The 23,509-nt window shown below is 66.6% G+C and carries 20 protein-coding genes; 6 read left to right on the plus strand and 14 right to left on the minus strand.

The window, feature by feature from the left end:
• Positions 1–74: 74 nt before the first annotated feature.
• Positions 75–1,364, minus strand: coding sequence for a 3-oxo-tetronate kinase (gene otnK / locus AC1D2L_RS04485; protein WP_476844600.1), 1,290 nt, complete (start codon positions 1,362–1,364; stop codon positions 75–77).
• A 332-nt stretch (positions 1,365–1,696) separates the two neighbouring features.
• On the opposite strand from otnK, the gene AC1D2L_RS04490 reads away from it, so the two are divergent.
• The 5 genes from AC1D2L_RS04490 to AC1D2L_RS04510 all read left to right on the plus strand — a co-directional run bounded on the left by AC1D2L_RS04490 (position 1,697) and on the right by AC1D2L_RS04510 (position 7,749).
• Positions 1,697–3,202, plus strand: coding sequence for an ABC transporter substrate-binding protein (locus AC1D2L_RS04490; RefSeq protein ID WP_476844601.1), 1,506 nt, complete (start codon positions 1,697–1,699; stop codon positions 3,200–3,202).
• Positions 3,203–3,331: 129 nt separating this feature from the next.
• Complete coding sequence (locus AC1D2L_RS04495) at positions 3,332–4,276, plus strand: ABC transporter permease (RefSeq protein WP_476844602.1); 945 nt, start codon at positions 3,332–3,334, stop codon at positions 4,274–4,276.
• The gene (locus AC1D2L_RS04500) at positions 4,276–5,160 is read left to right on the plus strand and encodes an ABC transporter permease (RefSeq protein ID WP_476844603.1); all 885 of its coding nucleotides are present in this window, start codon (positions 4,276–4,278) and stop codon (positions 5,158–5,160) included. The genes AC1D2L_RS04495 and AC1D2L_RS04500 overlap by 1 nt, the downstream gene beginning before the upstream one ends.
• 11 nt (positions 5,161–5,171) lie before the next feature.
• Positions 5,172–6,974 carry a gamma-glutamyltransferase family protein gene (locus AC1D2L_RS04505; RefSeq protein WP_476844604.1) on the plus strand — a complete coding sequence of 601 codons (1,803 nt, stop codon included), beginning with the start codon at positions 5,172–5,174 and terminating at the stop codon, positions 6,972–6,974.
• Positions 6,975–6,987: 13 nt separating this feature from the next.
• Positions 6,988–7,749, plus strand: coding sequence for a DUF1028 domain-containing protein (locus AC1D2L_RS04510; RefSeq protein WP_476844605.1), 762 nt, complete (start codon positions 6,988–6,990; stop codon positions 7,747–7,749).
• 38 nt (positions 7,750–7,787) lie between these two features.
• Here AC1D2L_RS04510 and AC1D2L_RS04515 read toward each other — a convergent pair whose 3' ends face one another.
• The 12 genes from AC1D2L_RS04515 to AC1D2L_RS04570 form a co-directional block, all read right to left on the minus strand.
• Entirely contained in the window at positions 7,788–8,879 is a 1,092-nt protein-coding gene (locus tag AC1D2L_RS04515) for a D-TA family PLP-dependent enzyme (RefSeq protein WP_476844606.1), read from the minus strand.
• A complete protein-coding gene (locus AC1D2L_RS04520) occupies positions 8,876–9,334 on the minus strand; it encodes a RidA family protein (protein ID WP_476844607.1) in 459 nt (152 codons plus the stop codon). Before AC1D2L_RS04520 ends, AC1D2L_RS04515 begins: the two co-directional genes overlap by 4 nt.
• Before the next feature lie 43 nt (positions 9,335–9,377).
• Positions 9,378–9,890, minus strand: coding sequence for a GNAT family N-acetyltransferase (locus tag AC1D2L_RS04525; RefSeq protein WP_476844608.1), 513 nt, complete (start codon positions 9,888–9,890; stop codon positions 9,378–9,380).
• A gap of 101 nt (positions 9,891–9,991) precedes the next feature.
• Positions 9,992–11,155 carry an amidohydrolase/deacetylase family metallohydrolase gene (locus tag AC1D2L_RS04530; RefSeq protein ID WP_476844609.1) on the minus strand — a complete coding sequence of 388 codons (1,164 nt, stop codon included), beginning with the start codon at positions 11,153–11,155 and terminating at the stop codon, positions 9,992–9,994.
• 102 nt (positions 11,156–11,257) lie between these two features.
• Entirely contained in the window at positions 11,258–12,193 is a 936-nt protein-coding gene (locus AC1D2L_RS04535; RefSeq protein WP_476844610.1) for an N-carbamoyl-D-amino-acid hydrolase, read from the minus strand.
• The gene (locus AC1D2L_RS04540) at positions 12,190–13,335 is read right to left on the minus strand and encodes a diaminopropionate ammonia-lyase (RefSeq protein ID WP_476844611.1); all 1,146 of its coding nucleotides are present in this window, start codon (positions 13,333–13,335) and stop codon (positions 12,190–12,192) included. The genes AC1D2L_RS04535 and AC1D2L_RS04540 overlap by 4 nt, the downstream gene beginning before the upstream one ends.
• A 112-nt stretch (positions 13,336–13,447) precedes the next feature.
• Positions 13,448–14,287, minus strand: coding sequence for an ABC transporter permease (locus AC1D2L_RS04545; protein WP_476844674.1), 840 nt, complete (start codon positions 14,285–14,287; stop codon positions 13,448–13,450).
• Between the two features lie 44 nt (positions 14,288–14,331).
• The gene (locus AC1D2L_RS04550) at positions 14,332–15,273 is read right to left on the minus strand and encodes an ABC transporter permease (RefSeq protein WP_476844612.1); all 942 of its coding nucleotides are present in this window, start codon (positions 15,271–15,273) and stop codon (positions 14,332–14,334) included.
• Between the two features lie 169 nt (positions 15,274–15,442).
• The gene (locus AC1D2L_RS04555) at positions 15,443–17,041 is read right to left on the minus strand and encodes an ABC transporter substrate-binding protein (RefSeq protein ID WP_476844613.1); all 1,599 of its coding nucleotides are present in this window, start codon (positions 17,039–17,041) and stop codon (positions 15,443–15,445) included.
• Positions 17,042–17,260: 219 nt separating this feature from the next.
• Complete coding sequence (locus tag AC1D2L_RS04560) at positions 17,261–18,673, minus strand: amidase (protein WP_476844614.1); 1,413 nt, start codon at positions 18,671–18,673, stop codon at positions 17,261–17,263.
• 46 nt (positions 18,674–18,719) lie between these two features.
• On the minus strand, positions 18,720–19,949 hold the full coding sequence (locus AC1D2L_RS04565; protein ID WP_476844615.1) for a M20 family metallo-hydrolase: 1,230 nt from the start codon (positions 19,947–19,949) through the stop codon (positions 18,720–18,722).
• Positions 19,950–19,996: 47 nt separating this feature from the next.
• A complete protein-coding gene (locus AC1D2L_RS04570) occupies positions 19,997–21,466 on the minus strand; it encodes an amidase (RefSeq protein WP_476844616.1) in 1,470 nt (489 codons plus the stop codon).
• A gap of 161 nt (positions 21,467–21,627) precedes the next feature.
• Here AC1D2L_RS04570 and AC1D2L_RS04575 point away from each other — a divergent pair, with 161 nt between their 5' ends.
• Entirely contained in the window at positions 21,628–23,025 is a 1,398-nt protein-coding gene (locus AC1D2L_RS04575) for an MATE family efflux transporter (protein WP_476844617.1), read from the plus strand.
• 13 nt (positions 23,026–23,038) lie between these two features.
• Here AC1D2L_RS04575 and AC1D2L_RS04580 read toward each other — a convergent pair whose 3' ends face one another.
• Positions 23,039–23,494: an RbsD/FucU family protein gene (locus AC1D2L_RS04580; protein WP_476844618.1), complete on the minus strand. Its 456-nt coding sequence runs from the start codon at positions 23,492–23,494 to the stop codon at positions 23,039–23,041.
• Positions 23,495–23,509: the final 15 nt, after the last annotated feature.

The following is a 23,509-nucleotide window of genomic DNA, read 5'->3' on the forward strand; positions in this document are numbered from 1 at the left end:
CCCTCTTTCGCTGGAGCAATCCTATACAAGTCTTGTGACGAGGGAACCGCGCCCGTGGGGCAGCGCCGAGTTCCTCAATCCAGCAGTGCCCAGGCCTTCACGAAGAAGTCGTTCGCGCCGAAATTGCCGGATTTCAGGGCGATCACCAGATCGGGTCCATCGCCAGCACGCGTCCAGGGCACACCCGGATCGATCTCGGGGCCGATCTCCAACGTCTTGATGCCGAGCCCCTGGACCACGGCGCCGGAGGTCTCGCCGCCCGCGACGAGCAGTTTCGAAACGCCGCCCTGCGCGAGCCGTTGCGCGGTTTCCGCGAAGGCGTGCTCGACGATCTCTCCCGCCCGCTCGCGGCCGAGCTTGTCCTGTATGGCCGAGACCTCTGCTGGATCATCGCTCGAATAGATCAGGAAGGGCTTGTCCCGCGGCTGAGCCAGAGCCCATTCGGCAAGCGCGCCGGCGGTTTGCGCGCCTGACGCCAGCGCGATCGGGTCGACCTTCAGGGCGGGATAGCCTGCCGCCACCGCCGCCTTGATCTGACCGCGCGTCGCCGTCGAGCAACTGCCAGAGATGATGCCGGCCCGGCCCGGCGGCGCACTCAGGCTGGTCGATGCAGGCCGCTTCTCCAGAAGGCCCGCCTTGATGAAATTCTGCGGCAGGCCCATCGCGATGCCGGAGCCGCCGGTGAGAAGGACATGGCCGTCGACGGCCGCGCCCAGCACCATCAAATCGTCATTGGTCAACGCGTCGGTGACGACATAGCGCGCGCCCTCCCCGCCAAGCTTGGCGAAGCGCGCCCTGACCGCCTCGGGACCTGCCAGGACCGTGGCGTAGTCCACGAGACCCACGGGCGCCGGCGTCTGCGCGCCCATCAGGCGCATCAGATTCGAGTCGCGCATCGGCGTCAGCGGATGGTCCTTCATCGAGCTCTCATGCAGCGGCACTGCCCCGACGAAGAGATAACCCTGGTAGATCGAGCGGCCATTGGCCGGGAAAGCCGGGCAGACGATAGCTAACTCGGCGCCGAGACGCTCGGCCAATGCATCTGCGACCGGGCCGATATTGCCGGTGGGCGTCGAATCGAAGGTGGAGCAGTATTTGAACAGGATCTGGCGCGCGCCCGCCGCCAGCAGCGCCTCGCAGGCCGCCAGCGAGTCCGCGACCGCCTGCGCCACCGGATTGGTGCGTGATTTCAGCGCCACGACAACCGCATCGGCATCGGGCAGGCTGGCGCCGGGCGACGGCGCGCCGATAACCTGCACCGTGCGCATGCCGGCACGGTTCAGCATCAAGGCGACGTCGGTCGCCCCCGTCATGTCGTCGGCAATCACACCCAGAAGCATTGGCAACCCCTCGTCGCGGGACACGCGGACCTCCAGGGCCCGGTCAATCACGCTTGTTACCAGAGTTTGCGGGGCGCGCGACACACGGCGCTGCGCGAACCCTGCCTTGACGTAACGCATGGCTCTCGGCTTGCATGCGTTACCACCGAGCGGGAGGTTGTCGAAAAGCAGGACGCAACGGCAGGGCGGGATCGACGCGCGCGAATTTTTGATCCAGCTTGGTACCGGGTGGAACGAATTCTGCAGGTGACACGCAAAGCGCCCGGCGCAGGGGGAGAGATTTTGCGCCGGTCGGCACGCCGCAATGGCACTTCGGCACCAGGCACTCGCGACCACATAAAAAAAGGGGATGACTGATGAAGCTTTTGACCGCCCTGGCCTCGGCCAGCCTTCTCGTGCTCGCGGCTCTGCCCGCAGCAGCACAGACGCCTTCGACCCTGCGCATCGGCCTGCAGGAAGACCCCGACATGCTCGACCCGCACAAGGCCCGCACCTTCGTCGGCCGCATCGTCTTCAAGGGGCTGTGCGACAAGCTGCTCGACATCACCCCGGAGCTGAAGCTGATTCCGCGTCTGGCGACGGAGTGGAGCTTTTCCCCCGACGGCCTGACGCTGACCATGAAGCTGCGCACCGATGCGAAATTCCATGATGGCGAGGCGTTCAACGCGGAAGCCGCCAAGGTCAATCTGGAACGCGCCCGGACCCTGCCGGATTCGCTGCGCAAGTCGGAGCTGGCCTCGGTCGACAGTATCGAAACGCCCGACGCCTCGACGCTGGTGCTGAAGCTGAAGCGCCCAGATGCGACCCTGCTCGCCCAGCTGACCGACCGCGCCGGCATGATGCTGGCCCCCAAGAGCCTCGCCGGCGACGTCACCGCCAAGCCGGTCTGCTCGGGCCCCTACAAGTTCGTCGAGCGTGTCCAGAACGACAGGATCGTGCTGGAGCGGTTCAAGGAGCATTGGGAGGCCGCGAACTACCATTTCGACCGGATCCTCTATCGCTCCATTCCCGACACCACCGTGCGGTTGGCCAATTTGCGCGCCGGCGAACTCGACATGCTGGAGCGCCTGGCGCCGACCGACGTGAAATCGGCGCAAGCCGACAAGAGCCTCATGGTCGCGAGCACGGCCAATCTCGGCTATCAGGGCATCACCATCAACACCGCCAATGGCGAGGCCGCCAAGCAGCCGATGGGCCTGGACAAGCGCGTCCGGCAGGCCCTGTCGCTCTCGATCGACCGCAAGGTGCTGAGCCAGGTGGTGTTCGAGGGGCTCTATGAGCCGATGATCCAGCCCTTCAATCCCGGCAATCCCTATCTGAGCGCCGAATTCCCCGTGCCGGCGCGCGACGTCGCCAAGGCAAAGGCCTTGCTCAAGGCGGCAGGCGCGGAGAAGGTTTCGGTCGAACTCTTCGTCACCAATAACCCGGTCGACGCCCAGCTGGGACAGGTCATCCAGGCCATGGCGCAGGAAGCTGGAATCGACGTGCAGATCCGCTCGACGGAGTTCGCCAGCCAGCTGCGCGACCAGCAGCAGGGCAAGTTCCAGATGAGCCGCATCGGCTGGTCCGGCCGCATCGACCCCGACGGCAACATCCACCAGTTCGTCACGACCAAGGGCAACCAGAACGACGGCAAATACTCCAGCGCCGAGGTCGACAGGCTGCTGGACGAGGCGCGCACCGTCTATGACGTGGCCGAGCGCAAGAAGCGCTACGACGCCGCGCAGAAGATCCTCCAGGACGAACTGCCGATCGTCTATCTCTACAACCAGACGGTCTTCTTCGCGCTACGCTCCAACATCCAGGGTTTTGTGATCAATCCCGACGGGATGATCCGGCTCGCGGGGTTGAAGCGGCAGTGACGCTGTCGCGCCGTTTGCGAGACGCGATGCCGTCATTGCGAGGAGGCCTAGCCTATGAAGCAATCCAGCACGTGAACCTGTCGCTGGATCGCTTCGCTACGCTCGCGATGACGGGAGCGGCCTGACGCCATGTTCACGCTGATCGTCCGCCGTATCCTGATCGCAATACCGACGCTGTTCCTGGTGTCGCTGTTCGTGTTCGCCCTGCAGCGCGCGCTGCCGGGTGATCCGTTCCTCGTCCTGGCCGGCGAGGAACGCGACCCCGAGGTGATCGCGCGATTGCGGGAGCTCTATCGCCTCGACGATCCCGTGTTCGTGCAGTTCTTCGCCTGGCTCGGACAGGTGTTGCAGGGCGATTTCGGGCGTTCGCTGCGGACCGGCGAACCCGTTCTCGGGCTGATCCTGCAAAAGCTGCCGGTGACGATCCAGCTCGCCACGGCGGCGATCCTCGTCGCGCTCGCCGTCGGCATTCCGTCGGGCATCATCGCCGCCCGGCGCAAGGGCAGCGTGGCCGACTATTCCGTCAGCGCAGTGGCGCTGACGGGCCTCTCAATCCCGAACTTCTGGCTCGGGATCATGCTGATCCTCGTCGTCGCCGTGCATCTGAAATGGCTGCCGGCCTCGGGCTATGAATCGATCTTCGTCGACCCCAGGGCCGCCATCGAACGCCTGATCCTGCCAGCTTTGGTGCTGGGCTCGGGACTGGCGGCCGTCATCATGCGCCACACCCGCTCGGCCATGCTCGAGGTGCTGCGCTCGGACTATGTCCGCACCGCCCGCGCCAAGGGGCTGGACGAGGACACGGTGGTGAACCGCCACGCGCTGCGCAACGCGCTTATGCCGATCATCACGCTGTCGACGCTGCTCTTCGGCGAACTTCTGGCCGGTGCCGTGCTGACCGAGCAGGTCTTCACCATTCCCGGCTTCGGCAAGCTGATCGTCGATGCCGTGTTCAACCGTGACTATGGCGTGGTGCAGGGCGTGGTGCTGTGCACAGCCATCGGCTTCATCCTGATGAACCTGCTGGCGGACGTGCTCTATGTCGTGGCCAATCCGCGCCTGAGGACGGGCTGATGACGGCGACCTCCCTCACCCCAAGCGCCACCGCAAGCGAACCGCCCCTGCCAAAACGCTTGACGGTCATCGGCAAGCTGCTGCGCAATCGCTCGGCGCTGATCGGCGGTACCATCGTGCTCGTGCTGGTGCTGATGGCGCTGCTGGCGCCGATCCTGCCGCTGGCGGACCCGCTCAAGTCCAACTTCCTGGCCATCCGTAAGCCGCCTTCAGAGATCTACTGGTTCGGCACCGACGAACTCGGCCGCGACCAGGTCTCGCGCCTGTTCTTCGGAGCGCAGACCTCGCTGCTGGCGGGCATCATCTCGGTGCTGATCGCGCTCGCGGTCGGGGTCCCGTTCGGGCTGCTCGCCGGCTGGTTCGGCGGCTGGACCGATGCCGCGATCTCGCGCGTTACCGATGCGATGCTGGCCTGCCCCTTCCTGATCCTGGCGATTGCTTTTGCCGCAATTCTCGGGCCGTCGCTGACCAATGCGATGATCGCGATCGGCCTATCGGCGGTGCCGATCTTCATCCGGCTGGTGCGCGGGCAGGTGATGAGCGTCAAGGCGGAGGATTTCGTCGAGGGCGCGCGCGCGGTCGGCGCGGGAAACCTGCGCATCATGCTGGTCCATGTGCTGCCCAACACGCTGTCGCCCATCGTGGTTCAGTCGACGCTGTTCATGGCGCAGGCGATCATCCTCGAAGCCTCGCTGTCCTTTCTCGGACTGGGGCAGCAGCCACCCTCCCCGTCCTGGGGCCAAATGCTCAACGTCGCCAAGAATTTCATGGAGCAGGCACCGTGGATGTCGGTTGCGCCGGGCGTGGCGATCTTCGTCGCGGTACTCGGCTTCAACCTGCTCGGCGACGGCCTGCGCGATGCGCTCGATCCAAAAGAAAACTGACATCCAGGGATATGCCGATGTTCACCACCCGCCCCGAAATCCTTGGCACCTTCGGTGTCGTCACCTCGACGCATTGGCTCGCCACGGCCTCCGGCATGGCCATGCTGGAAAAGGGCGGCAACGCCTTTGATGCCTGCGCGGCAGCGGCCTTCGTGTTGCAGGTCGTCGAACCGCATCTGGTCGGGCCCGCAGGTGAGATGCCCGCCGTGTTCTATTCGGCCGACACGAAAAAGGTCGAGGTCCTGTGCGCCCAGGGCACCGCGCCGCAGGCCGCCACGATCGACGTCTTCAAGAGTCTGGGGCTCGACCTCGTCCCCGGCGACGGACTGCTCGCCGCGGTCGTGCCTGGCGCCTTTGGTGGCTGGATGACCCTGTTGCGCGACCATGGCCTGCTCTCGCTGCGCGAGGTGCTCGAGCCCGCAATCGGCTATTTCGAGAACGGGCATCCGATGCTGCCGCGTGTCTCCGACACCATCGCCGGATTGACCGACCTCTTCACCGCCGACTGGCCGAGCTCCGGCGACGTCTACCTGCCGGGCGGCGCCGTGCCGGAAGGCAAGAAGCTGTTCGCAAACCCGGCAGCTGCCGAGACCTACAAGCGCATCCTGCGCGAGGCTGAAGCCTCCGGCAGCGACCGCAGGACCCAGATCCAGACGGCCTGCGATTGCTGGTACAAGGGCTTCGTCGCCGACGCGATCGACGACTTCTGCCGCAAGGAGGTGCTGGATTCGACGGGCGGGCGCCACAAGGGCCTGCTGACCCGCGAGGACATGGCGGGCTGGCAGCCGAGCTACGAGACGCCGGCAAGCGTGACCTACCACAACTGGCAGGTGTTCAAGACAGGCCCCTGGGGCCAGGGACCTGTCTTCCTGCAGACGCTCAAGATCCTCGAGGGGTTCGACCTCTCCGCGATGGGGCCGGCCAGCCCCGAATTCGTGCATCATGTCGTCGAGGCGATGAAGCTCGCCTTCGCCGATCGCGAGGCCTATTACGGCGACCCGGATTTCGTGACGGTGCCGCTGGCGACGCTGCTTTCGGATGACTACGCCCGCGGGCGGCGCGCACTGATCGGTCCCGAGGCCTCGCACGAATTGCGGCCCGGCCTGATCCCCGGGTTCGAGGACCAGGTCGCGCGCATGCTGGCAGGCGTCCGCATCGCGGGCGGCGGGGCCAAGGGCGGCGCAACGGTGGGCGAGCCGACCATGGGCTCTATGGTCGCGGCGTCGCGCAAGGGAGACACCGTCCATATCGACGTGATCGACAAATGGGGCAACATGATCGCGGCGACGCCCTCGGGCGGCTGGCTGCAATCCTCGCCCGTCATCCCAGAGCTCGGCTTCCCGCTCAACACGCGCGCCCAGAGCTTCTGGCTCGACGAGGGCGCACCAGCGGCGATCGCTCCCGGCAAGCGCCCGCGCACCACGTTGACGCCCTCGCTGGCCTTCGAGGACGGCGAGCCGCGACTCGTCTTCGGCACGCCGGGCGGCGACCAGCAGGAGCAGTGGCAGCTGGGCATGTTCCTGCGCCGCGTCCATCATGGCCTGAACCTGCAGGAGGCGATCGACCTGCCGCTCTTCCACACGCAGGCCTTCCCGTCCTCCTTCTATCCGCGCGAAGCTCGGCCCGGCCATCTGACCGTCGAGGAGAGCATCGGCGAGGCCGCCTTGCTTGAACTGGAGCGGCGCGGCCACCTCGTCGAGCGTGCGCCGGCCTGGACGGTGGGGCGACTCACTGCCGCGGAGAAGAGCGCCGACGGCCTCTTGCGCGCAGCCGCGACCCCGCGTCTGATGCAGGCCTACGCCGCCGGTCGCTAAAAGGTTTGCATTCATGACATGGTCCATCGTCGCGCGTGACGCCGCGACCGGCGCCTTTGGCGTCGCGGTCTCGACCTGCGCCTTCGCCGTCGGTTCGCGCGTGCCCTATGGCGGCGGGCGCGTCGGCGCCATCGCCACGCAGGCCTTCGTCAATCCGCTCTACGGGGTGGACGGGATGAACCTGCTCAAGGAAGGCCGCTCGGCCGTCGAGATCATCGCGACCCTGACGGCTGCCGACGAAGGCCGCGCGCATCGCCAGCTTCACCTGATCGATCGCGAGGGCAAGACCGCGTCCTATACGGGCTCGGCCTGCATCGACTGGTGCGGCGCTGTCGATGGCCCGCAGGTCTCGGTCGCTGGCAACATGCTGGCGGGGCCAGAGGTGATCCAGGAGACGCTGAAGGCCTATATCGCATCGTCCGGTCTCGACTTCGACGAGCGCCTGCTGGTCGCGCTTGAAGCTGGCGAGAAGGCGGGCGGCGACAAGCGCGGGCGCCAGTCCTGCGCGATCCGGATCTGGGCCGGGGAGCCGGTTCCGAGCTTCGATATCCGCGTCGACGACCACGCCGATCCGCTCGCCGAGTTGCGCCGACTCTGGCGTGTGGCGCACCAGCGCTATGTGCCGTTCCAGGCGGCCTCGCCCTCGCGCGCACGGCCCGCGGGCGTGACAGACCGCGCCGAGCTCGACCGGCTCTGCGCGGCTCATGCCGAGACATGGAACGCGCGGCACCCCGACAATTCGGCTCCAGGCGGGCAAGAAGGCAGCGGCATATAGCGCCGCCGTCTTCTCCCTAGCCGCCAGTCAGGGCCTCTTCAGGTCAGGCGCCCGCGCGCCGCGACAGGCAGTTCCCCGATCAGCTTGTCGCCACGCACGGTGATCAGGCGATCGACCATGTTGACGACGACGCAGACATGGTTGGGGATGATGCGCACGACCTCCCCGACATTGGGCCGCTCGTTGGAGCCCGAGAGGTCCAGGAAGCCGTGCTCCTCGGCGAACTGGGCGATGCGGGCCGAGGGGTACTCCAGGATGTAGCCGTGGCCGTCGAGGCCGCCCTTGTCGCTGGTCAGCGTCTTGGAGCCGGAATCGAGGATGCCGCGCTCGGGCCCTGCCCGGCTCACGACCGTCGCGTAGACCGACAGGGCGCAGTCCTCCAGCGTCGCGACGCCGGCTGCGATCTGCATGCGATCGTTGAAGATCGAGGTGCCCGAGCGATGCTCGGTCGAGCCCTTAAGCTTGCCCATGTTCGGGATGTTGGGCGAGCCGCCGGTCGAGACGATGCCCGCCTCCAGGCCAGCATCGCGCAGGCCGGCATTGGCGGTGTCGAGGAAGATCTGCGTGCGCTCCCAGCCATCCTCCGGCGGATACATCAGGAAGCCCGCGAAGGTGAGCCCCGGCGAGGCCGCGATCATCTTGGCGAGTTCCACAGCTTCGGCTGGCGTCTCGACACCGGCGCGCTTGCGGCCTGTGTCGCATTCGATGACGACCTCGAGGTCGCGCCCGGCGATCGCGGCTGCGCTTGGCAGCCCAGCGATCGTGACGGGATTGTCGGCGGCAACGATCATGCGGACGCGGCGTTGCAGCGCGCCGAGGCGGCCGAGCTTCTCCTCGCCAAGGATATTGTAGCTGATCAGGATGTCGTCCATCCCGCCATCTGCCATGACCTCGGCCTCGCCGAGCTTCTGGCAGGTGATGCCGCGCGCGCCGGCCTCGCGCTGGAGCCGCGCGAGTTCGGGCGATTTGTGCGTCTTGATATGCGGGCGGTTGGCGACGCCGGCCGCATCGCAGGCCGCCTGGAGGCGCGCGATGTTGGCCTCGACCTTGTCGAGGTCGATGACAACAGCGGGCGTGCCGTAGACGCGTGCGATCTGCTCCTTCAGGCTCTCGCCGACGGGGGCGCTCACGGCAGCACCCGGATGATCGCTTCGATCTCGACCGGCATGTTGTTGGGCAGCGAGCCCATGCCGACGGCCGAGCGGGCATGACGGCCGTTCTCGCCGAGCACCGCGACGAGCAGGTCGGAGCAGCCATTGATGACCTGCGGCTGCTCGCCATATTCCGGCACGCCGTTGACCATGCCGAGCAGCTTGATCACCTCGACCTTGTCGAGCGAGCCGGCTGCTTCCTTCATCGCGGCGAGCAGGCCCAGAGCCGTGATCTTGGCGAACTCATAGCCCTGCTGGGTCGTGAACTCCTTGCCGACCTTGCCGGCAGGTGTCGAGCCATCGGGGTTCTTCGGGCCCTGGCCGGAAAGATAGACGACATCGCCGACCCGCTTGAAGCGGACATAGTTCGCCACCGGCGAGCCGAGCGTGGGCAGCGTCAGCCCGAGGTCGGTCAGCTTCTGTTCGGCGCTCATTGGTATTCTCTCCCAGGATCGGTGATTGCGACGCTGCTTCGCGTCAGGAATGAAGGTGGCGCACCATGTAGCGCGCCGCATCGTCATAGCTTGCGAGCTTTCGGGCAAGCGCAGCGTCATGCACTGCGCGAAAGCCGTGATGCTCCCAGAAGCCGGCCGAGGCGTTGACCGCCACCAGCGCGACACGCTTGCAGCCCGCTTGCGTCGCGCGCGCGACCAGATGGACGACGGCCTGTCGTGCTGCACCGCTGCCGCGTGCCTGCGGCAGGAGTGCGATGTCGTGGATGTACCAGTCCGTGGCCCCGTCCGGAATTGCGCCGAGCAGGCTGTTCAGCGCAGGTAGTTGGCCGTGATGCCAGCGATGGCTGACGAGATAGCCCTCCGCCGCACCCTCGATCTCCAGGAGCAGACAGCCATCCGGAGAGAGCCGCAGGCGCTCCTCGAACACCGCGAGGTCCTCGGGATAGTCGGGATGCACCACGGCGGCGATGGCCATGACCTCCGGCAGATCGGCCTCTGTCATGGGGCGCCAGACGGATTTTGCTGCGACAGTCATCAGGTCATCTCGTCATGGCGAGCGTAGCGAAACAATCCAGAATGACGCGCTGGGCACCCCTGGATCGCTTCGCTGGCGCGCAATGACGCCCAAGATACGCGTTACGCGTTGACCTTCTTGAACTTGTTGGTGCGCTTGGGATGCCACCACTTGCCCTTCAGGACGACGCCTTCGGAGGCGATCTTGCGATCGCCGATCAGGTGCTCGCCGGTGACGTCGGCATAGTCGAACTTGCCTTCCTTCACCGTCAGGATCGTGGCATCGCCAAGGGAACCGACCTTCAGCGAGCCGTATTCGGGGCGCTTCAGCGCCATGGCCGCGTTCACGGTCGAGGCTGCAACGACATTGTTCAGGGTCATGCCCATGACCAGGAATTTCGACATGGTGGTGACCTGATCATAGGCCGGGCCATCGATGCAGAGCTTGTGGACGTCGGACGAGATCACGTCGGGCTCGAAGCCGTTGGCGAGCATGGCGCGCGTCGTCTTGAAGGAGAACGAGCCCTTGCCGTGGCCGATGTCGAAGATCACGCCGCGCTTCCGCGCCGCGAGCACCTCCGGCTTGATCGTGCCCTGAGCCGTGCACGGCGCGTTGGGGAAGGGGCGGAAGGCGTGGGTCAGCACGTCGCCCGGGCGCAGCATGTTGATGACCTCCTCATAGGACGGAGGCGGATGGTCGATATGGCACATCAGTGGCATGCCGACCTCTTCGGCGACCTGCAACGCGATGTTGAGCGGCACGGTGCCGGAATTGCCCGAGGCGTGCAGCCCGACGCGGACCTTGATGCCGACGATCAGGTCACGGTTCGCATCGGCGACCTTGACCGCGTCGATCGGGTTCATCATGCGCAGGTCGCCGCTCTCGCCGACCATGACGCGATGGTCGAAGCCGTAGATACCGGCATGCGAGACGTGGAGATAGGCCAGGATGCGGGCCTGGCTCTGCTCGATGACGTGCTTGCGGAAGCCCGGCCAGTTGCCGGGGCCTGCCGAGCCGGTGTCGACCGATGTGGTGACGCCCGAGACGCGGCAGAATTCATCAGCGTCGATGCCGAGGGAGGTGCCGCCCCAATAGACATGGGTGTGCAGGTCGATCAGGCCCGGCGTGACGATGTAGCCGGAGACGTCGCGGATCTCCTTGGCGCCTTTCAGGTCCTTGCCGAAGCCGGAGACCTTGCCGTTCGTGAAGGCGACATCGAGGATACCGTCCTGCTTCTGCGAGGGGTCGATGACCCGGCCGCCCTTGAGAATGAGATCATGCGTCATTTTCGTTTCCCCGCCTCAATATGGAAGTCTGCAAAATGGTAAGCCGTCGCCGCGGCCTGAGTGAACCGAATCGGCCGGACGACGGATTCTGGTCGGCCACGCTCACACCGGCGCGACCGCTCCCTTGCGCTCGACGATCAGGCCATAGGCCTGCGGCTCGCGATGCCTGGCGAAGTTGAAGGTCGAAGCCTTGTAGCTCTTGCCGAGATCGAGGTCGCAACGCGCGAAGACAAGCTCGTCGCCCTCGGTCACCGCCTGCGCCACGACCTCGCCGGTCGGCGCGATGATGCAGGTGCCGCCGATCTGGTCGACGCCGGCCTCGAGGCCCGCCTTGGCGACGCCCACGACCCAGGTCGCGTTCTGGTAGGCGCCGGCCTGCATCACGAGCTGGTTATGGAAGTTTCCGAGCCGGTCATGATCGGGCGCCGGCGGGTTGTGCTTCGGGGTGTTGTAGCCGAGCACGATCATCTCGACGTCCTGCAGGCCCATGGCGCGGTAGCTCTCGGGCCAGCGCCGGTCGTTGCAGATCATCATGCCGATATTGGCATCCATCGTCCGCCAGACCGGCCAGCCGAGATTGCCGGTCTCGAAATAGCGCTTCTCCAGGTTCTGGAAGAGATTGTCGGGCTTGTGGTCGGGATGGCCCGGCAGATGGACCTTGCGGTACTTGCCGACGATGTTGCCGGCCTTGTCCACCAGGATCGCGGTGTTGAAGCGGCGTTTGCGGCCATCCTCGGAGGCGAGTTCGGGATAGCCGAGATGAAAGCCGATCTCGAGGCGCTTGGCCTCGGCGAAAAGCGGAGCCGTCTCATTGGAAGGCATCGCGCTTTCGAAATAGCTGTCGATCTCGTCCTCGTCGTCCATCCACCAATGCGGGAAGAAGGCGGTCAGCGCCGCTTCGGGGAAGACCACGAGATCGCAGCCATGGCCCTTGGCCTGGCGCATCAGCGCGATCATGCGTGCGACCGCAGAACTGCGGCTTTCGTCGCGCTGGATCGGCCCCATCTGGGCCGCGCCGACTGTCATGATACGGCTCATTGTGCGACGTCCTCATGGGTGCGGCCGACGATGCCGGCATAGACCTCGGCATCGGTCGCGCCTTCGGTTCCGTAGCAGAGCACGCGCGAAGCCGCGTCGAGGTTCAGCGCCTTGCGAAGGGAGGGATCGCCGGCCGCCTTGATCAACCCGGCGAGGCCGGCCACGCCCGATTCGCCACCGACCACACCAAGCGTCGCGAGCAGGCGCATCGCGTCGGCAGCAGCCGTGTCGGGGATGGTCATGAAGGCATCGGCACCCGGCTGCAGGATGCGCCAGGCCAGGATCGAGGGCTCGCCGCAGGCAAGGCCCGCCATGATGGTGTCGAGATCGCCGCCGACGGCGGTCACCGTCCCCGCCTTTGCGGATTCAAACAGGCAGGCGGCGTTCTCGGGCTCGACCACGACGAAGATCGGCCGCGCGGCACCCATGGCCTCCCAGGGGTACGACAGCACCCCAGCGGCCAGGCCGCCGACGCCACCCTGCACGAAGACATGGGTCGGATGCGCACCTTGAGCCTCGGCTTCCATGGCGAGCACGGCATAGCCCTGCATCACGTCCTTTGGCACATCCTCGTAGCCCGGCCAGGAGGTGTCGGAGACGATCTGCCAGCCATTCTCGTTGGCGGCCTGCGTGCAGGCGCGCACGCTGTCATCATAGGTCCGGCCCTCGCGGACCACGGTCGCGCCATAGGAGCGGATCGCCTCGGCGCGCCCCTCGCTGACGGTTTCATGCACGTAGATCACGGCCTTGACGCCGGCGCGGCGCGCACCCCAGGCGACGGAGCGGCCATGGTTGCCGTCGGTCGCGCATGCGACCGTCAGCCCGGTAGCGCCTCTGGTGGCAACGAGGCGATCAACAGCATAGGCGCCGCCGAGCGCCTTGAAGCTTTTCAGCCCGAAGCGGAGTCCTTCGTCCTTGTAGAGGATCTGGCCGAGATCGAGCTGGCCGGCCAGCGCGGCCAGATCCCGCAGCGGGGTCGGCGCATAGCCGTCCCAGCCAGAGATCGCCTTGTGAGCAACCTGCGCCGCGTCCCGCGAAAGGATCGCCTTCAGCGGCCCGTCATAGGGCCTTGCGCGGTCGAGATGGGGATTGGCGATGAAGTCGCGCGCGGCAGAGGTCGGCATGGTCGAATGCTCAGTCATGGTGGCGATGCTCGGCTTGACGGAGGCTACCCGTCAAGCGTCGTTGGAGAAGGGTGAGGGTTGCTGAAAAAGCCTGCCGGGGCGGGCCCGGCAGAACCTCGCAGACGGGACCTCACAGACTCTTGGCGAGACGCGGGTCGAGGGAATCGCGCAGGCCGTCGCCCAGCAGGTTCACCGCCAGCACCGTCACCGACAGGAACAGCGCCGGGAAGAAGATGATGTGCGGCCTGATCTGCCAGAGCGCCCTGCCCTCGGCCATGATGTTGCCCCAGGACGGCGTCGCGGGCGGCACGCCCGCGCCGATAAAGGACAGGATCGCCTCGACGATCATGGCGCTGGCGCAGATATAGGTCGCCTGCACCATCATCGGGGCCACCGTGTTGGGCAGGATGTGCCGGAAGATGATGCGCGGGATACGCGCGCCTTGCGACACTGCCGCCTCGACATAGGGCTGCTCGCGCAGGCTGAGCACGACGCTACGCACGAGGCGCGCGACGCGCGGGATCTCGGCCAGCGTGATCGCGACGATGACATTGCCGACAGAGCCGCGCGTCAGCGCCATCAGGGCGATGGCGAGCAGGATCGGCGGGATCGACATCATGCCGTCGATGATGCGCATGACGATGCCGTCGGCCCAGCGCACAAAGCCGGCAAATAGGCCGATCGCCAGCCCGATCACCGAGGCCAGGATCGCCACGCTGAAGCCGACCGTGAGCGAGACCCGCGTGCCATAGATGACACGCGAATAGATGTCGCGGCCGAGCATGTCGGTGCCGAACCAGTAGAGCTCCGAGGGCATGCGGGTGCGCCGGGCCGGCGCGATCGCGGTCGGGTCCACGGTGCCGAGCCAGGGCGCGAACACGGCGACCAGGATCATCAGGATCATCAGGAAGCCGCCGACGGCGACAGCGGGGTGCCGGCGCAGATAGGAGCGCTTGCGCAGCGGGAGCACGGGCTCGGAGGCAAGCGGGCCGGCGAAGGGGTTGGACTGGACTGTCAATACCGGATCCTCGGATCGACCAGCGTGTAGATTAGATCCACCGCCAAGTTCACGAGCACATAGACAAAGGAGAAGATCAGCACGACGCCCTGGATCACCGGATAATCGCGCCGCAGGATCGCATCGAGCGTGAGCCGTCCCAGGCCGGGAATCGCGAAGACGCTCTCGGTGACGACGGCGCCGCCGATCAGCAGCGCGACACCGATGCCGATCACCGTGACGATCGGCACCGCCGCGTTTTTCAGGGCGTGGACGAAGAGGACATTGCGCTGTTCGACGCCCTTGGCGCTGGCGGTGCGGACGTAGTCCTGCTGCAGCACCTCCAGCATTGTCGCCCGGGTGATGCGGGCGATCAGCGCGATATAGACAGAGCCGAGCGTGATCGCCGGCAGGATCAGGTTGCGCAGCCACGGCCACAAGCCCTCCGACAGCGGCGTGTAGCCCTGCACCGGCAGCCAATCGAGCTTCAGCGCGAACGCATAGGCCAGGAGATACCCGATCACGAAGACCGGCACGGAGAAGCCGAAGACGGCAAAGCCGACGACGCAGCGGTCGACCCAGGTTCCGGCCTTCCAGGCGGCGACCACGCCCATCGGGACCGCGACGACGACCGCGAGGATCAGCGTCAGGACCATCAGCGAGACGGTCGGCTCGATGCGTTGGCCGATCAACTGCGTCACCGGCAGCGAGGTGAAGATCGAGGTGCCGAGATCGCCCTGGAGCACGCGGAAGAACCACTCGCCGAAACGCACGAGATAGGGGCGGTCGAGGCCGAGGCTCTGGCGGATCTTCTCGACATCGGCCGGAGAGGCCTGATCTCCCGCGATCACCGCGGCGGGGTCACCGGGAGCGATGTAGAGCAGAGAGAAGACGAAGAGTGCGACGAAGATCATCACCGGGATGGTGGTGAATATCCGTCTGACGATGAAAGCGAGCATCCTGGCGCGACAATCCTTACAGGTGACGACAAGTCGGACGAGCGTCTCTTCGCCATTGCGAGGAGCGAAAGCGACGAAGCAATCCAGGGCGACGTAGAACCCTACGATGCTGGATTGCTTCGCTTGCGCTCGCAATGACGGCGGGTGCGAACACCCGGCGTAGCAGTACTCAGCTCTTGGCCACGTCCCAGAAGAACGGCAGCGGCCCGCTGACGACACCGGTCACATTCTTCCGCCAGGCCTGGTAGCCCAGATAGAAGCCAGTCGGTGCGTAGACGACCTCTTCCATGGCCGCCTTGTTGAGCTTGGCCATGGCGACCTTCTCCTCGCCGATATCCTTGGCGTTGAACCAGTTGGTGACCTGCTCCTCGACCGCCGGGACATTCGGCCAGCCGAACCAGGCCTTGTCGCCATTGGCGCGCACGGCCGTGTAGGAGGACGGATTGATGCAGTCGGCGCCGGCATGCCAGGTGTGGAACATGCTCCAGCCGCCCTGCCCGGGAGGAGACTTAGAGGCGCGGCGCGAACCGACCGAACCCCAGTCGGTGGCGACAAAATCGACCTTCATGCCGATGCTCTTGAGCAGTTCGGCGGTGACGTCGCCCATCGCCTTGGTCGCGGACATGTCCTGCGCCACGACGCAGACGACCGGCTCGCCCTTGTAGCCGGACTCCGCCAGCAGCTTCTTGGCCGCCTCGACATTGCGCTGCTTCAGGACCTCGCCGCCCTCCTCGGTATAGAGCGGGGTGCCGGGCGTGAAGAAGCTCGGAAGCGGCTTCCAGAGCTTGTCGTCGTCGCCGACGATGGCCCTCATGTAGTCTTCCTGGTTCAGCGCGGTCAGCACCGCGCGGCGCACCTTCACGTTGTCGAAGGGCGGGTGCATGTGGTTCATGCGGAAGGCGCCGATATTGCCGAGGGGATCGCCGATGTCGACGTTGAGGTTCTTGTTGGCGCGCAGCGTCGGCACAAGGTCCGAAAGCGGCGTCTCCCACCAGTCGACCTCGCCGTTCTGGAGCGCGGCGGACGCCGTCGCAGCATCGGGAATGATGACCCACTCGATCCGGTCGATCAGCATCCTCTTGCCGCCAGCGAGCCAGTCAGCCTTCTCGGAACGCGGCACATAATCCGCGAACTTCTCGAACACCGCCTTGGCGCCGGGCACCCACTCAGAGCGGGCGAACTTCATCGGGCCGGAGCCGACATATTCGGTGATCTGCGTGAACGGATCGGTCTTGGCGATGCGCTCGGGCATGATGAACGAGCACGGCGCGTTGTTCTTGGCGAGCGCCAGCAGCATCTTGGGATAGGGCTGCTTCAGCGACCACTTCCAAGTGCGATCATCAACCGCCACCAACTCGTTCTCGATCGCCTTAATCATCAGGCCCATCGGGTCGCGGGCCTGCCAGCGCTTCAGGCTCTGCACCACGTCCTTGGCGAGCACGGGCGTGCCGTCATGGAATTTCAGGCCGGAGCGTAGCTTGAAGGTCCAGACCAGCCCGTCGGACGAAACCTCCTCGCCCTCGACCATCTGGCGCTGCGGCTGGAACTTCGAATCGATGCCGTAAAGCGTGTCCCAGACCAGTGCCGCCGCGTTGCGGACGACATATTGCGTGCCCCAGATGGGATCGAAATTGGCGAGATTGGCCTGCGGCACGAAGCGCAGGGTCTTTGCCGCCGCGCCTTGAGACAGCGCCGGCATTGCGAGCCCGCTCGAGGCCGCAACGATGCCGGTTCCGGCGGCGGATTTCAGAAATGTCCTGCGATCCATCATTCTCTCCCCTGTAGCGGCAACCTCTGAGCGGGCGACCTTGGCGCGAGTTTGGGCAGAAATTTCAGCCCTGACAACTCGCATGATCGGCCGGCACTTGCCGTAAGGGAGGGTGCACGCTTCGTGCCAAGGCGTAGAAGCAGGCGAGGAGACGGAGGATTTCCGCACTCTCTGCGTCGTTCGCGGGCAACAACGCAGAAAGATGCGAACAGATGATCCCTAGATCGACTTCACGGGGGCATCGACGCGCGCGAACGGACGTGCCGCCTCGAACGCTGCAGCGGCGCGCAAAACGAGATCGTCTCGGCCGAATGCGCCGACAAGCTGGAGGCCCGCCGGCAAGCCGGCTTTGGTCAGGCCGCAAGGCAGCGAGATCGCCGGCGCCTGGGTGATGTTGAAGGGGTAGGTGAACGGCGTCCAGCGCGTCCAGTCATCGCCATACGCGCCATGGGCGGGCGTGTTCGCACCCACGGCGAAAGCCGGCAGCGGCAGGGTCGGCGTCAGCAGCAGGTCGAAGCGCTCGTGAAACCGGGCCATATGCAGGGCCAGCGTATTGCGCTGGTTGAGCAGCGCCTCGACATAGGCCGACCCCGCCACGCGCTCGCCGGCTTCCGCGACCGCGACGAGGCCGGGGTCCATCTGCGAGCGTCCCTGGGCGTCGGTGCTGGACAGCGCCAGAGCCGCCCCGGCAGACCAGATCGTCATCAGGGTCTCGATCGGATCGGCGAAGCCCGGATCGACCTCCTCGACGGTCGCCCCCAGCTCGCGAAAGGCCATCGCCGCCGCGCGGGTCAGTGCCGCGATCTCAGGATCGACCGCTATGTCGACGCCCATGCGCGGCGACCAGGCGAGCCGCAGGCCCTTCACGCCGCCTGTCAGCGCCTCGAGATAGTCCGGCGGCTGGTCGGTCATCGCCGTCATGTCGCGGTTGTCGGGCTGGCCGATGACGTTCATCGCCAGCGCGGTGTCGGCGACCGTGCGGGTCAGCGGTCCCAGATGGGCAAGGAAACCCATCGTCGAGATCGGATAGGCCGGCACGCGGCCATAGGTCGGCTTCAGGCCGACCACGCCTGTAAAGGCAGCCGGAATGCGCACCGAGCCCGCGCCATCGGTGCCGATGTGGATGCAGCCGAGATTGAGCGCCGCACAGGCGGCGGCGCCAGCCGAGGAACCACCGGGGCCGGTGGCCGTGTCCCAGGGGTTGCGGGTGATACCCGAGAGAGGTGAATCGCCGACGCCCTTCCAGCCATATTCCGGCATGGTGGTCTTGCCGAGAAACACGGTCCCTGCCTCGCGCAGCCGGGCAGCGGCAGGGCCGTCCTCCGTTGATGGCGCATCGGATGCCAGCGCGGAGCCGCGCCGCATCGGCCAGCCCGCGACCGCGATGTTGTCCTTGATGGTGACCGGCACGCCGTCGAGCGGTCCCAACGGCTCCCCCTTGAGCCAGCGCGCCTGCGCGGCCTCGGCCATGGCCAGCGTGACGTTAGGGTCGCGGACAATGAAGGCGTTGATCTCGGGCTCGAAGCGTTCGATGCGCGCAAGCGCGTCCCTGGCGACCTCTACCGGGGAGAGCTCGCCGCTCGCGAAAAGCGGGCCGAGTTCGGCAGCGGAGAGCGAGGCGATCGTCGTCATGAGAGTCTCCGAAGCGAAGTCAAATGGTCAGCCGGGGTGGCATGGCTCAGGCGTTTGCCGCGCGCCAGGCGGCGCCGAGCAGGACGTTGGCGCCCGCCACCATGTCCTCGTCGGTCGAGAACTCCGCCGGGTTGTGCGAGAGACCACCGATCGAGGGGATGAAGACCATCGCTGTCGGGCACAGCCGCGCCATCATCTGTGCGTCATGCCCGGCGCCGGAGATCATGCGTCGGATCGGCAGGCCGAGATCCCCAGCGCTCTGCTCGACGGCGGCGATCAGCTCCTCGGTGAAGGGCGTCGCCGGGAAGCGGGCGAGGTCGCGGAAAGCGATCGAGATCGAGTCCCGCTCGGCAAGCTCGGCGCAGAATGTCCGCAGGGCAGCCTCGGCCTGCGCCAGCGGCGCATCCTGCGGATTGCGCAGGTCGAGCGTCATCACCACCGTCTCGGGCACGACATTGACGTTGGCCGGCTGGACCCGGATCACGCCGCAATTGGCGAGCTGCGCGGGAATGGTCTTGGTCAGCTCATTGGCAAAAATGTTGATCCGCGCGGCGGCGAGACCGGGGTCCCGACGATAGGCCATCGGGGTCGTGCCGGCATGACTGGGCCGGCCCTTCAGGGTCAGTTCGAGCCAGGTGATCGCCTGGATGCCGGTGACGGCGCCAAGCCCCCCGCCCTCGCCTTCCAGCACCGGTCCCTGCTCGATATGGAGTTCGAGATAGGCATGCGCCTTGAGGAAGCCCGGCTGCTCGGCGCCCTCATAACCGATGCGCTTCAGCTCCGCGCCGAGGCCGACGCCGTCGGAATCCACCTCTGCATGGGCGGCAGCGACGCTCATCCCGCCCGCCCAGACATAGGAGCCCAGCATGTCGGGGTGGAAGCGGGCGCCTTCCTCATTGGTGAAGGCGATCACGGCCATGTCGCGCTTGGGCTTGAGGCCGGCGTCGCGCAGCGCGGCCAGCACCTCGACGCCGGCGACGACGCCAAGCGCGCCATCGAAGCGCCCGCCGGTGCCGACGGTATCGATATGCGAGCCGAGCACGACAGCCGGCCCGTCCTCCTGCCCCTTGAGGATGCCGACGATATTGCCGATCGCATCCACCCTGACGTCGAGCCCTAGCGCCTGCATCTGCCCGACCAGCCAGTCGCGGCCCTGCTTGTCCTCGTCGGTCAGCGCAAGGCGCCGGCAGCCGCCTTCGGGCGTCGCGCCGATCCTGGAGAGGTCGGCCAGGCGGGAGACGAGCCTCGCGCCATCGATCCGCAGGTTGGAACTCATAGGTCAGGTCTCCAGAGGCTCAGCCAGGTAAGCAGGATGCAGGCCACTCAGCCCGCGAGCAAGCCGGGCGGGCGCCTGTCCACCCAGCCGGTCGCATCCTCGTAAGCCTGTGCGACTTCCAGCAGCAGGCGCTCGGAGTGGTTGGGGCCCCAGAGCTGCATCCCCATCGGCAATCCCGCCGCATTGAAGCCAGCCGGCACGCTGATCGCCGGGCAGCCTGACATGGTCACCGGAATGACCACCTGCATCCAGCGGTGATAGGTGTCCATGGCGCGGCCGGAGATCTCCTGCGGCCAGCGCATCTCGACATCGAAGGGGAAGACCTGCGCGCTGGGCAGCACCAGGATGTCGTAGCGGTCGAACAGGCCCCGGACATGCTGGTACCAGCGCGAGCGCAGGTTCGAGGCCTTCATCACATCATAGGCCGAGAGATTCTGGCCCTGCTCGACCTCGAACTGTGCCTCCGGCTTCAGCAGGGGGCGCTTGGCGGGATCGGCATAGAGCGCAGCGAGATTGCCGCCGGCCTGGAAGGCCCGAAGCTTGATCCAGCTCTGCCAGATCGACTCGGGGTCGAAGCCGAGCTTCGCATCCTCGACGACCGCGCCGAGTCCCTCGAACGCCTTCAGCGCCTCGCGGCAGAGGGCCAGAACGCCGTCCTGCATCGGCAGATGGCCCTCGAGGTCGCCGAGCCAGCCGATGCGCAGGCCGGCGACATCGCGTTCGAGCGGCGAGAGAAACCCGGCCGGATCCTGATGGATCGACAGCGGCACGCGCGGATCGTAGCCCGACTGGACAGCAAGCAGCGCCGCGAGATCGCGCGTCTTGCGGGCCATCGGCCCGGCAACGCCCATCTGCGGGATGAAAACCTCGTCGCTGTTGGCGGGAACGCGGCCATAGCTCGGGCGCAGGCCCAGCACATTGTTGAAGGCAGCAGGATTGCGCAGCGAACCGCCATGGTCGCTGCCATCGGCCACCGGGAGCATGCGCAGCGCGAGCGCGACCGCCGCGCCGCCGCTGGAGCCGCCGGCCGTGCGGCTCTGGTCATAGGCGTTGCGCGTCGCGCCATAGACCGGGTTGAAGGTATGCGAGCCCAGGCCGAACTCCGGCGTGTTGGTCTTGCCGATGATGATCGACCCGGCCGCCTTCATCCGCTCGACGAAGATCGCGTCCGTCTCGGAGATCGCATCCTTGAACAGCGGTGAGCCCTGCGTCGTGGCAAAGCCCTTGGTGGCGGTGAGATCCTTGATGGCCTGGGGGAAGCCATGCATCCAGCCACGAGACCGGCCGGCCGCCAGTTCCGTGTCCAGCGTGGCGGCTTCCTTCAGCAGGTCGGCACGCTCCCGCAGCGCCACGATGGCATTGACGATCGGATTGTAGCGATCCATCTGGTCGAGGAACGCCGCCATCACCTCGACGCAGGACAGCTTGCGATCATGGATCGTTCGCGAGAGGTCGAGCGCGTCGAGCGCCGCGATATCGGTGGCGCTGACGCCGCTGCGTTGTGTCGGGTTCGTCATGGTCTTCCCAGCCTTCGGATTGCGACGATGATGGCCGCAGCATCGCCTCTCCGCCAGCCTGTTCCTGGCAGGGCCTCGTTCTCAGAACGCATCGCACGCAAGTCGGACAGGCGCGCAGACGGCTGTCGTTACCGGAGCAATGCCGCTAGAAGCGGCTCCCCATGTCCGATTTCGCACCCACGACCCGAGAGGTGAACCCCTGGTTCACCGAGGCCAAGGCCATGCTCGCACTGAGCTGGCCGATGGTGCTGACGAACATCGCCCAGACCGCCATGACGGCGACCGATGTCGTGATGATGGGCCATCTCAGCCCCGAGGCGCTGGCAGCGGGGGCGCTCGGCGCCAATCTCTACATGGCTGTGCTGATCTTCGGGATCGGCGTTATGGCAGCAGTTCCCCCGATGATCTCGATCGAGCTCGGACGCAACCGGCATGCGGTGCGCGATGTCCGCCGCACCGTCCGGCAGGGCCTGTGGGCAGCGGTCGCCATCGTCGGCCCGATGTGGCTGTTCCTCTGGCAGGCGGAGGCGATCCTGCGCGCGATGGGCCAGGACCCGGCGCTCTCGCGCGCCGCTGCCTCCTATGTGCACACGCTGCAATGGGGCCTGCTGCCGTTCTTCTTCTACCTCGTGCTGCGCGGCTTCGTGGCTGCGCTGCAGCGGCCGTTCACTGCGTCGGTCGTGGTTCTGATCGCGGTTGCATTCAACGCTCTTGCCAACTGGTGTCTGATGTTCGGCGCGCTCGGATTCCCTGCGCTGGGCCTGCCAGGGTCGGGGCTGGCGACGAGCCTGTCCTCGCTGTTCATGTTCGTCGGCATGGCCGTGGTCGTGATGCGCGATCGGCGGTTCCGGCGGTTCCGGCTGTTTGGCCGGTTCTGGGTGCCGGACTGGCAGCGTTTCCGCGCCTTCTGGAAGCTCGGGCTGCCGATCGGCACGACGCTGGCCTTCGAGGTCGTGATCTTCAACGGCGCCGCCATGCTGATGGGGCTGATTGGCCCGACCTCGCTGGCAGCGCATGCGATCGCCATCCAGATCGCCTCGCTCACCTTCATGGTGCCGATGGGGATCGGCCAGGCAGCGACCGTCAGGGTCGGCCGGGCCTTTGGCGCGGGAGACAGGGACGGCATCGCGCGGGCCGGCGGCACGGCGATAGCGCTGGGACTGGGCTTCATGGCGCTGACGGCGCTGGTGATGCTGTTTGCGCCGCAGGTCCTGGTCGGCCCTTTCCTCGACATCGCCAAGCCCGGGGCCGCCGAGGTCGCCGCGCTGGCCATGTCCTTCCTGCTCTACGCCGCGATCTTCCAGATCGCCGACGGGGCCCAGGTCGTGGGCTCCAGCATCCTGCGAGGCCTCGGCGATACCCGCATACCGATGATCTATGCCGGGCTGGGCTATTGGGTCATCGGCCTGCCGCTGGCCGCCGCGCTCGGCTTCTGGACGCCGCTCGCCGGCATCGGCATCTGGATCGGACTGGCGGTGGCGCTCGCCATCGTCGCCGTGCTGATGCTCTGGCGCTGGCACGCGCGCGAAAACCTCGGGCTCGTCGGCGCGGCGCCCTGATCCCGGGCGAGCCTCAACCCGGCTCGCCGGCGATGACGCCTTTGCGCAGCAGGAAGCAGCCATAGGGCCGGGGGTCGCCGACCTGGACGACGGCGAACGCCGCCCGCGCCGCGTCGTAGAAGGCGAAGCGCTCGATGCCGACGAGCGGCAGCGGCGCCCCGGCAGCGCGGTCGAGTTCGCGCTGGACCGCCAGTTGGACGTCGGGAATCGCGGCGGGGTCGCCGACCACCTGCATCCGCCGCACCGGCGATGGCTCGAAATCGTCGATCGGCAGCACCGACAGGATGGCGCGCGCGGCGCGCTCCAGGGTCAGGCCCGGCAGCCGGATCAGCCGGCCACTGGTCGTCGCCCGCGCGATCGTCTCGGCCGGGTGGTTGGCGTCGACCAGAGCGAGGTCGTCGCCATGGCCCATTGCCGCGAGCAGCCAGAGCAGATCGGCGCTCAGGACGGGATCGATCCCCTTCAGCATGGTCGCTCCAGCATG

It is taken from the genome of Allobosea sp. P1_B10, from assembly GCF_056406735.1.

Excerpts from the sequence above, each read along its gene's own strand:
- AC1D2L_RS04490 (WP_476844601.1), top strand. The coding sequence starts at position 1,697 with ATGAAGCTTTTGACCGCCCTGGCCTCGGCCAGCCTTCTCGTGCTCGCG.
- AC1D2L_RS04495 (WP_476844602.1), top strand. The coding sequence starts at position 3,332 with ATGTTCACGCTGATCGTCCGCCGTATCCTGATCGCAATACCGACGCTG.
- AC1D2L_RS04500 (WP_476844603.1), top strand. The coding sequence starts at position 4,276 with ATGACGGCGACCTCCCTCACCCCAAGCGCCACCGCAAGCGAACCGCCC.
- AC1D2L_RS04505 (WP_476844604.1), top strand. The coding sequence starts at position 5,172 with ATGCCGATGTTCACCACCCGCCCCGAAATCCTTGGCACCTTCGGTGTC.
- AC1D2L_RS04510 (WP_476844605.1), top strand. The coding sequence starts at position 6,988 with ATGACATGGTCCATCGTCGCGCGTGACGCCGCGACCGGCGCCTTTGGC.
- AC1D2L_RS04520 (WP_476844607.1), bottom strand. The coding sequence starts at position 9,334 with ATGAGCGCCGAACAGAAGCTGACCGACCTCGGGCTGACGCTGCCCACG.
- AC1D2L_RS04525 (WP_476844608.1), bottom strand. The coding sequence starts at position 9,890 with ATGACTGTCGCAGCAAAATCCGTCTGGCGCCCCATGACAGAGGCCGAT.
- AC1D2L_RS04530 (WP_476844609.1), bottom strand. The coding sequence starts at position 11,155 with ATGACGCATGATCTCATTCTCAAGGGCGGCCGGGTCATCGACCCCTCG.
- AC1D2L_RS04535 (WP_476844610.1), bottom strand. The coding sequence starts at position 12,193 with ATGAGCCGTATCATGACAGTCGGCGCGGCCCAGATGGGGCCGATCCAG.
- AC1D2L_RS04540 (WP_476844611.1), bottom strand. The coding sequence starts at position 13,335 with ATGACTGAGCATTCGACCATGCCGACCTCTGCCGCGCGCGACTTCATC.
- AC1D2L_RS04550 (WP_476844612.1), bottom strand. The coding sequence starts at position 15,273 with ATGCTCGCTTTCATCGTCAGACGGATATTCACCACCATCCCGGTGATG.
- AC1D2L_RS04555 (WP_476844613.1), bottom strand. The coding sequence starts at position 17,041 with ATGGATCGCAGGACATTTCTGAAATCCGCCGCCGGAACCGGCATCGTT.
- AC1D2L_RS04560 (WP_476844614.1), bottom strand. The coding sequence starts at position 18,673 with ATGACGACGATCGCCTCGCTCTCCGCTGCCGAACTCGGCCCGCTTTTC.
- AC1D2L_RS04565 (WP_476844615.1), bottom strand. The coding sequence starts at position 19,949 with ATGAGTTCCAACCTGCGGATCGATGGCGCGAGGCTCGTCTCCCGCCTG.
- AC1D2L_RS04570 (WP_476844616.1), bottom strand. The coding sequence starts at position 21,466 with ATGACGAACCCGACACAACGCAGCGGCGTCAGCGCCACCGATATCGCG.
- AC1D2L_RS04575 (WP_476844617.1), top strand. The coding sequence starts at position 21,628 with ATGTCCGATTTCGCACCCACGACCCGAGAGGTGAACCCCTGGTTCACC.
- AC1D2L_RS04580 (WP_476844618.1), bottom strand. The coding sequence starts at position 23,494 with ATGCTGAAGGGGATCGATCCCGTCCTGAGCGCCGATCTGCTCTGGCTG.